This is a genomic window from Neobacillus sp. FW104-15D2 (assembly GCF_058790155.1).
On record NZ_JBYTCJ010000001.1, the window covers coordinates 345,233 to 355,299 of the forward strand.

The following is a 10,067-nucleotide window of genomic DNA, read 5'->3' on the forward strand; positions in this document are numbered from 1 at the left end:
GGCTTACTTAAGCCTTCAGGGGGACTGATATGTTTTTTTCCTTACGTAATCGTTTATTTATCGTATTTACTTGTTTATTAACAATCCCGTTAATTATATTGTCCTTTATTATACCAAGATGGTTTACATCCATCATTGAGGAACAGACTCAGGAACTGACAGTGGAGGCTATGGACCAATATTCGCTTTTTATTGATTCCATCACAACGCAAGCGAAAGATTTAGGGAATCAGGTACTCGTGAACCAAACGACACAAAAATGGATCAAACTAGAAAGCAAGAATGCCCATATATCCGATGGACAGAGGCTGCTACAGAAGAATCAACTCAAAATGCTGTTATCGTCGATGATGGTAAACAATTCAAATGGCATGTCGATTTCAGTTGTTTTGAATGATGGGACAGGGACATGGGGGAATTTCTCAAACTTAAATCAAGTAGATTGGTATAAAGACTATTCTCAAAATAAACAGCGATATATTAGGTCGCATATTGATCCATTTCAGCCAACTCAAGGTAACATTAATAGCTATATTTTACCCCTCTTCGATATGAATACATTTGTATCATATGGAATGATTAAGGTGAATTTTCCTTCAGAATTGCTTGAAACATCGTTGAATAAAACCAAGATTGGAAAAAACGGGCATGCTTATTTGATCAATCATAATGGCGAAAATATTCTGCCTGGAAAGATCGGAACTCCTAAAATGGTTTTGAAACAAAACTTAATTAAATTAAGCGATGCTAAAAATCAAAAGGGATTAATCGAAACGGAAGATCATGGAGAAACATATTTAGTTTTTTATCAGAAGTTAGGGGTAGGCGATTGGATTTTAATTAGTGAAGTAACCAAGTCTGAATTATTCGCTAAGGTAATGCGTTTACAACGGAACCTTCTGTTAACTAGTGCAATCGTGTTTTTAATAACGATTGTAGCTTCTTATATGATTTCTTCGAATATTGTTAGCCCTTTAGGTAAATTGGCAAAAGCAATGAGGTATATTGAAGACGGTGATTTTTCTGGTGCCAAACGCTTTATGCCGACCATAAAATCAGCTAATAACGAAGTGGGTTACCTAATAACAGTTTTTAATCAGACGATTGATCGGTTGAAGAATTTAATTGAAACCGAATATGAGGCAAATTTACGCCAAAAAGATGCGGAATATAAAGCCTTATTATTACAAATCAATCCACACTTTTTAAATAATACGCTTGAAATTATTGGTGGATTAGCAATGCAAGGAAAAAATAAACAGGTTATGGATGTAAGTGTTCACTTAGGCCGAATGATGAGATATTCCTTGAACACGCACAGTGATGTAGTAAATTTGGGAGAAGAGTTAAAGTATATCCACAGTTACACTGAAATATTAAAGCTAAGATATGAAGATGCTATATCAATTGAGATTGAAGAAGATTTAGAGACAAGAAGTCTTCCTATTATTAAATTTATTTTACAGCCGCTCGTCGAGAATGCAGTGAAATATAGTTTTATCGAAAAAACCTCCGCAGAAATTTTTATTAAAACCAAACAAAGTAATCATTTGGTATTTATTGTTATTAAAGATAAGGGGATCGGAATGTCTGAAGAAGTAATCTCCGATCTAATGAGTGTTGAAACGAAGAATGATATAAATAGTGTCCTCATGAGTAAAGGAAGCAGCATAGGACTAAGGAATGTACTAAGTCGCTTGAAACTTTACTATGGTCCAAATTTCTCGTATACGATTGAATCTGAAAGGAATGCAGGCACACGGATTACGTTATGTATCAATACAGATCGGGGTGATAGGCATGTTGAAGGTGATCATCACAGATGACGAGATTCAAATTCGTAAAGGCTTACGAATGAAAGTGAACTGGGAAGAAGAAGGCTTCCAAATTGCAGGGGAGGCGTCTAATGGAGCAGAAGCGCTTGAATTGCTTCGGGATTTGAATATCGATGTGGTTATTACGGATATGAGGATGCCGATTATGGATGGAATTGAATTAGCGAAACGTTGTCAGCAAGAATTTCCGAACGTAAGGGTAGTTGTTTTATCGGGTTATTCTGATTTTGAATATGTAAGAGGTTCATTGAAAGAAGGGGTAAAAGACTACTTGTTGAAACCCGTTGCCCCTGATGAATTAGTAGAGGTATTGTGTAAGATTCGTAAGGAAGTGGAAGAAGAGAAGCGGATCCAAGCAGAATCAGCTCGATTGCGCAGGCTTGTTCATTCTCAGCTTCAAGAAGTTCAGGAGCAATATTTACTCTACCTTGTAAAAGAGGAATGGCTAGAGCTAAACATAGTAACAGAGAGATTGCGCCAATTGCATTTAGAAGATCTTGTGAATGAAAACGCAGAGGTACAATTTGTTACGGTAGAAATAAGAGAGAAAGAATACAATCCGAATCGATTAAAGGAACTATGGCTTCCCTTTCAGATGTTATGTAAGGAAATTGCAAAAGATCATCCACAAACGTTTTCGTTTTATGACCCTAGTTATGCAAATATGATTCACTTTTTACAGCTTCTCGATTCCGACAATAGGGACAGTCCTTCAAGGCTAGTAAAAGAAATACAACAGACGATTAAGAGACTCTTGAAATTAGAAACGGTTGTTGGAATTGGAAATGTGATTTGTGGAATTACAAATTTTAAGACAGGTTATATCTCTAGTTTACTTGCATGGAGCCAAAGCCAACTCGGCTCACAATCACAGGTATTGGATGGGTCGAATGTAAAAGAAGAAGTATTTGAGTTTTCACCTGAGTTTGAAAGAAAGTTAACTAATGGAATTGAAAGTGTCAATTACGAGGCATTTAAAGAGAATATATACTTCTTATTGGAAGGGAACCGAAACCTCTCAATTATGTCCTTTACCTTCGCTGCTAATCGAGTGTTATTTTTGTTAGGCTCACTCGCAAGAAAATATAATATGGAAACAAACGATTTTCAAAAGGTAATGTGGAATTGTCAGCAAAGCATTTGGGAACTCAATTCGCAAACTAAAGTAATCGAGCATCTTCTTCAATTAGCGAAGCTAATTATCGAGAAGGTCCATGTAGCGCGTTTTTCAAACGGAAAAGTGATCGTAGCAAGTGTTCAGCAATATTTGGAACAGCATTACGCAAATGAAATTTCCCTTTCCATGCTATCGGAACTCTTCCATATCAATAGTGCACATTTATCCGAAACGTTTAAACAGACTGTTGGACAAAATTTCAGCGATTATCTTGTCCAATTAAGACTACAGAAGGCTAGGCAGTTCCTTAAAGATAAAGAGCTTAAAATCATTGATGTGGCAAACCTGACTGGCTTTTCTAACTCAGGGTATTTTAGTACCGTTTTTAAAAAGTATTTTGGACAAACCCCTGTTGAGTTCCGAAACTCTATAGATTCATAAGTTTGATTTTTTTAAGCAGGAAGGTGAGGGAATGTAGATGAAAAAATGGTTATCTTTGATTATTTTTGCTATTTTACTTATAAGTAGTTCCTTGTATGCGCTATCTTTTTTTGATACATTCTCTAGCAGTAAATCAGAAAATATTGAAAAACGAAATAAAACAAACCCAATCGTGCTAACCTTCTGGCGCAATAATGGAAACGCAGCAGAAAATAAAGCATATGAAAAATTAGTTTCTTCTTTTGAAGCGGCTCATCCTGGTATTAAAGTTCATATGAAATCTTATCCTTATAGTGATTATGAAATCAGACTGAGAACTGAGTTGGCCACTGGAAACCCTCCGGATGTGCTGACAATTGACAGCCCGACCTTGGCTCTTTATGCCAATACAGGTTCCTTATTATCACTCGGTTCATATATGAGAAAAGAGGGACATATTGAGGATATCCCTGAATCGACATTAAAAGGAATGAGTTTTCAGGGTGCTATTTACTTGGCTCCTCTCGTTGAATCTAGTATTGCATTATTTTATAATAAGCGGCTTTTTAAAAATGCAGGCATACCTCTTCCTTCAGGCAATCCCAATAAGCCAATGACATGGGAGGAAGTGCTGCAGATTGCCAAAAAACTAACTCATCCTGAAAAGGGAGTATATGGTATTGATCCAGCACAGGGCTTTAATGATGGCGAGTCTCCTGCTTATTTTAAAATGCCTCTCCTTTGGCAGTTTGGAGCGGACGTGCTAAGTCCAGATGGAACAACTGCAAGCGGGTATTTGGATTCAAAAGAGGCTTTAAAAGCCCTGCAATTTTATCAAGATTTATACTATAAAAATAAAGTGGCCGGTTTTGAATTACCGCCAGACCCATTTATATCAGGGAAGCTTGCGATGACTGTTCTTGGATCTTGGACATTGAAGGATCTGGAGAATAATTCCAAATTTAAATTAGGCGAAGATTTTGGGATTGCCCCTTTGCCAAAAGAGAAGTACCAAGTTGTTCCAAATGGAGGCTGGGCTCTCGGTATCTCCTCCAAAACTAAAAACTCAACCGAAGCTTGGGAGTTTATCAAGTATGTTACAAGTTATGAAGGGATAAAAATGTATGTGAAGGAAACGGGTGATATACCTGCTAGGTACTCTGTTGCTAAAGACTTTCCTGAATTTAATCAATATCCTAAAAATATCTTTTTGCAACAAGCGCAAAAATTTTCTAAAAACCGCCCGGTTACCCCGGCTTATCCTGTGATCAGCGACGCCCTAAAGACCTTATTTGAAGAAGTTGGACTTGGCGGAAATGATGTAGGGGCTTCTGCAAAGGAAGCGGTGGAGAAAATTAACACTAGTTTAAAACAAATACAGAATCCATAAAAAGTATCCTCTAGTTCAAAACTAGAGGTTTTTTATTATTTATTCAAATGTAACCGATTTCAAAGTGCCGAAAATATTAAATACCTTAAACCGAAAATATTGAAATATTCATAGGAGTCATTTTGTTAAAGTAAAGTCAGAAGAAGAAAATACCCCTGAGAGGAGGAAGCAATTGTGGAACAGATATACCAAAAGGTAGAGAATGTTTCAAACGAAGTAAGGAAAGCAGAAGTGGGCACCAAAATGTCGAGGAATTTAAAGTATATGAAGACCAATTATCAATTATATCTCCTTGTTCTTCCAGCCTTAATCCTGCTTATTATTTTTAAATACGTACCCATGTACGGAGCCATAATTGCCTTCAAAGATTTTAATCCACTACAAGGAATTATGGGTAGTCCGTGGATTGGATGGAAGAATTTCGAGAAGTTTATGAGCACCCCAGATTTTATGGATCTCTTAAAGAACACCCTAAAATTAAGTGCCTTTGGATTAATAATTGGCTTTCCTGTACCTATTATTCTAGCACTTATGATTCATCGAATTAAAAGAGTGTCCATTAAGAAAAATATTCAATTAGTCTTATATGCTCCAAATTTTATTTCAGTCGTTGTGGTAGTTGGAATCGTTTTTATTTTCCTATCACCGGTTGGGCCTGTTAATCGATTCATCACTTTTTTGGGTGGAGACAGTATCTCTTTCATGACAGAACCTAGTTATTTTAGGTCGATCTATATTATAAGTGATATTTGGCAATTTGCAGGTTGGGCCTCGATTGTTTATTTAGCAGCACTTTCCAATGTAAGCCAAGACTTAATTGATGCTGCAAAAATAGATGGAGCTAATATATTGAAGCAAATACGTCATATCGATTTGCCAACGATTAAACCGATTATGGTGATTCAATTTATTTTAGCTGCCGGAAACATCATGAGCCTTGGGTTTGAAAAAGCGTATTTATTGCAAACATCAATGAACCTTCCTACATCTGAAATATTGCCAACCTATGTTTATAAAATTGGCTTGCAGATGGGGGACTATGGTTACTCAACAGCAATTGGGCTTTTCAACGCCGTGATTAATGTCATTTTACTAATCAGCGTTAACCAAATCGTAAAACGGTTAAACGAAGGAGAAGGTATATAAATCTACTAGATGGAGGTGAGAGGAATGTTTAAGGATCAAACGAGGGCTGATAAAGCCATCTTAACAACAAACGGGATTATCCTGACCATAATCGTATTTGCTATTTTAATCCCATTAATTTATGTCATTTTGGCATCGTTTACAAATCCAGCAACTTTGTTAAACAGTGGGATTACCCTTAATCCATCCAAATGGACACTTCAGGGATACTTACGAGTATTTAAAGATGGATCACTATTAATAGGTTTTAGGAATTCACTTTTTTACTCCACTGCTTTTTCGATTATTTCAGTTACAATCACGTTATTCGCCGCTTATCCATTATCAAGGAAGGATTTTGTCGGCAGAAAATTGATGATGACTCTCTTTATTATAACGATGTTTTTTGGCGGGGGATTAATCCCAACGTATCTGCTAGTCAAAAATTTAAATATGCTGGATACGATTTGGGCCATTTTATTACCAGGTGCTGTAAATGTATGGAACATTATTTTAGCAAGAGCCTACTTTCAAGGCATCCCAGATGAATTACGAGAAGCCGCTATTGTTGACGGTACATCAGAAATCCAGTTTTTCTTTAAAATATTGCTTCCACTAAGTAAACCAATCATAGCTGTATTAGTGTTATATCAATTTGTCGCACAGTGGAATTCTTATTTTGATGCCATGATTTATTTAAAAAGCGAGAATTTACAGCCTTTACAAATTGTCCTTCGATCAATTCTTGTTCAAATGCAGCCTAGACCTGGCATGATTCAAGACGCACAAAACACAGCCCAGCTGCAGCAAATTGCGGAAATGGTCAAGTATTCAAGTATTGTCATCTCCAGTTTGCCGCTAATAATAATATATCCATTCTTCCAAAAGTACTTTGAAAAAGGAGTAATGGTGGGTTCAATAAAGGGTTAAAAAATTAATTTTAAACTATTAAATGGGGTGAAAGATCATGAAGAAAAAGAAAAAGATGAGTTTTTTAATAACAGCAGCGCTCGTTACAAGTTTACTAGCTTCAGGTTGTTCGAATTCCGCCAGTTCGAAAAAAGAGGCAGATGGGGCCAATTCATCACCAAAGTATGAACTGAAAAATATCAATTTTCCATTAGATAAAAAGGTGACACTTAAATTTTTAACACAAAGTTCACCAATTGCGCCAAAGGATCCAAATGATAAATTAATTTGGAAAAGAGTAGGAAAAGATACAAATGTTCATATCGATTGGACGAATTATCCTTGGGAACAATTTGGAGATAAAAGAAACTTGGAGCTTGCTAGCGGCGACCTGCCGGATGCCGTTTTTCATGCTGGCTTAAGTGATAATGATATTCTGAGATACGCCAAACAAGGAGTTATTGTCCCTGTAGAAACACTAATTGATAAATATATGCCAAATTTCACGAAAGTTCTAGATACTCGTCCGGAATATAAAAAATTAATCACTGCTTCGGATGGACATATCTATTCCTTCCCATGGATAGAGGAACTTGGCAGTGGGAAAGAAGCGATTCAAGCGTTAGATGACATACCTTGGATTAATAAGAAATGGTTAGATGAGTTAGGTTTAAAAATGCCGACAACTACTGATGAGTTAGAAAAAGTCTTAATTGCGTTTAAAGAAAAGAAGCCAGAGGGGAAAAATGATATCATTCCGATGTCGTTCATGATCAACCATGGCGGTGAAGATCCGGCTATGCTCTTAGGTGCCTTCGGATCAGGCGATAACTATGATCATTATGTAGTATCAGAAGATAAGAAAGTCAGGTATACAGCAAACCAAGAGGGATATAAAAAGGGAATTGAATGGCTTCACCAGCTGCAGCAAAAGGGTTTAATCGATAAGGAGGCCTTTACGCAAGATTGGAATACGTATGTGGCCAAAGGGAAAAACGGTCGCTACGGCTTATACTTTACGTGGGACAGAGCCAATATTTCTGGTAATAATGAAGATTATGTTCCACTTCCCCCATTAAAAGGACCAGATGGGCAGATCAATGTAGCAAGGACCAATGGATATGGTTTTGATAGGGGCCGAATGGTCGTTACAAGTGCAAACAAGAATCTTGAATTAACAGCAAAATGGATTGACAAGGCTTATGAACCAATTCAATCTGTACAAAATAACTGGGGTACTTATGGAGATAAGAAGCAACAAAATATCTTTGAACTTACCAGCAATGGTTCTCTAAAACATTTACCGCTTGGTTCCGCTTCACCTTGGGATATAAGACAAAAAACAAATGTTGATGGACCTTTGGCCGTTTTAAATAACTACTATGGAACGGTAACGACCATGCCAGATGATGCTGCTTGGAGACTTGATATCCTGCATAAAATATATGTTCCTTTTATGAAAGCAACCTATAATTATCCACCAATTTTCTTAAGTAAAGACAATCAAGATCAATTAACACAACTAGAGACAGTGGTAAAACCATATGTGGAAAGAAAGAAAGCGGAATGGATTTTAAAAGGCGGTATTGAAAAACAATGGGACGACTATGTAAAACAATTGGACAAAAACGGACTTCCAAAACTATTAGACATTAAACAAAAAGCTCTAGATAAGTATAATGCTGGGGAATAAGTTAGTAGATTATTAAATTAAAGAATGACCTTCCAAGCCGAAACAGAATTTCGTTTCTGTTCGGCTTATTTTTTATAAAGTTAGGTGAGTAGACATGTTCGATGTAACGGCAGTGGGTGAATTATTGATAGACTTTACGCCAGCAGGTAAATCAGAAAGTGGTGAAGTTCAGTTTGAAAGGAATCCAGGAGGAGCCCCAGCAAACGTTCTTGCAGCACTAGCAAAGTTAGGAAAAAAAACTGCGTTTATTGGTAAGGTAGGTAATGATCAGTTTGGTCATTATTTACATTCTGTTCTAGGGAAGAATAACATCAACACGAAGGGTCTTGTGTTCTCGAATGAGACAAATACAACACTAGCTTTTGTACATTTAGATGAACAAGGGGATCGGTCTTTCAGTTTTTATCGTAATCCTGGGGCGGATATGATGTTAAACGAGCAAGAAGTTAATCTAGAGTTATTAGATCATACGCGTATCTTCCATTTCGGGTCGATATCAATGACACACGAACCTGCTGCTTCTGCCACTTTAATGGCGATTAAGTATGCGAAAGAAAAGGGTCATCTCATCTCTTTTGATCCTAATTTAAGAGTGAATCTTTGGGAGAGTTTAAGTCATGCAAAGGCTATGTTTAATGTAGGTTTACAATATGCCAATGTTTTAAAAATATCTGAAGAAGAGCTTGAATTTATCTCCGGCTCGAAAGACCCTCATACAGGAACGGATTATATTTATAAACAATACCATACCGAATTAATCTTTGTTACGATGGGGGCTGAGGGCTGCTATTTTCGATTAGGAGAAAAAGTAGGAAAATGCAGTGGTTATAAGGTGGAGTCAATCGATACAACAGGTGCTGGCGATGCCTTTTTAGCGGGCATCCTTTATCAAATACTTGAGAATAATCGTTTGTTATCTAATTTGAGTTTGGAAGATGTAGAGAAAATGGTATCATTTGCAAATGCGGTAGGAGCATTAGCAACAACGAAAAAGGGGGCGATCCCGGCTATGCCATCCGTGGAAGAAATTAATGCATTAAGAGACAACCAGATTCTATGTGAACAGGAGAATTGAATCATAATGAATAAAATTGATGTGAAAGAAAAATTTCGTCCGCAGTATCATTTCTCACCGGAATCAAACTGGATGAATGATCCAAATGGGATGGTTTACTATGCCGGGGAGTACCATTTGTTTTATCAGCATCATCCTTACGGAACAACATGGGGTCCGATGCATTGGGGCCATGCCGTAAGTAAGGATTTAATCCAATGGGATCACCTTCCTATCGCATTGGAACCTGACAAGCATGGTGATATTTTTTCTGGCAGTGTGGTTGTTGATTGGAATGATTCAACAGGATTTTTTCAAGGTGCTTCTGGTCTAGTAGCGATTTTTACACATGCTGACCAATATCCGGATTCAGATCGATCAAGGCAGAGACAGAGTCTTGCCTATAGTAAGGATCATGGCCGTACTTGGAATAAATATGAGGGGAACCCCGTATTAACGGAGGAATCTATCACTGATTTCCGTGATCCGAAAGTATTTTGGCATGAGGATAAGAATAAGTGGAT

8 protein-coding genes are annotated in these 10,067 nt (G+C 37.1%); all 8 read left to right on the forward strand.

Annotation, left to right across the window (positions count from 1 at the left end; translation table 11 throughout):
• The first annotated feature begins 29 nt into the window (after nucleotides 1-29).
• Nucleotides 30-1,826 carry a sensor histidine kinase gene (locus tag AC3WR0_RS01720; RefSeq protein WP_492550701.1) on the forward strand — a complete coding sequence of 599 codons (1,797 nt, stop codon included), beginning with the start codon at nucleotides 30-32 and terminating at the stop codon, nucleotides 1,824-1,826.
• Nucleotides 1,801-3,393, forward strand: coding sequence for a response regulator transcription factor (locus tag AC3WR0_RS01725; protein ID WP_492550702.1), 1,593 nt, complete (start codon nucleotides 1,801-1,803; stop codon nucleotides 3,391-3,393). Before AC3WR0_RS01720 ends, AC3WR0_RS01725 begins: the two co-directional genes overlap by 26 nt.
• Nucleotides 3,394-3,430: 37 nt before the next feature.
• Nucleotides 3,431-4,762, forward strand: a complete 1,332-nt coding sequence (locus AC3WR0_RS01730) for an ABC transporter substrate-binding protein (RefSeq protein WP_492550703.1) — start codon at nucleotides 3,431-3,433, stop codon at nucleotides 4,760-4,762.
• A gap of 243 nt (nucleotides 4,763-5,005) precedes the next feature.
• Nucleotides 5,006-5,908 carry an ABC transporter permease gene (locus tag AC3WR0_RS01735; protein ID WP_492550716.1) on the forward strand — a complete coding sequence of 301 codons (903 nt, stop codon included), beginning with the start codon at nucleotides 5,006-5,008 and terminating at the stop codon, nucleotides 5,906-5,908.
• 24 nt (nucleotides 5,909-5,932) lie between these two features.
• Entirely contained in the window at nucleotides 5,933-6,817 is an 885-nt protein-coding gene (locus AC3WR0_RS01740) for a carbohydrate ABC transporter permease (RefSeq protein WP_492550704.1), read from the forward strand.
• Nucleotides 6,818-6,854: 37 nt separating this feature from the next.
• Nucleotides 6,855-8,489 (forward strand): ABC transporter substrate-binding protein, encoded by a 1,635-nt coding sequence (locus AC3WR0_RS01745; protein WP_492550705.1) that lies wholly within the window; start codon nucleotides 6,855-6,857, stop codon nucleotides 8,487-8,489.
• A gap of 94 nt (nucleotides 8,490-8,583) precedes the next feature.
• Nucleotides 8,584-9,564 (forward strand): carbohydrate kinase family protein, encoded by a 981-nt coding sequence (locus tag AC3WR0_RS01750; RefSeq protein WP_492550706.1) that lies wholly within the window; start codon nucleotides 8,584-8,586, stop codon nucleotides 9,562-9,564.
• A 6-nt stretch (nucleotides 9,565-9,570) separates the two neighbouring features.
• Nucleotides 9,571-10,067, forward strand: a 497-nt coding sequence (locus AC3WR0_RS01755; protein WP_492550707.1) for a glycoside hydrolase family 32 protein, incomplete at its 3' end; no start/stop codon positions are given.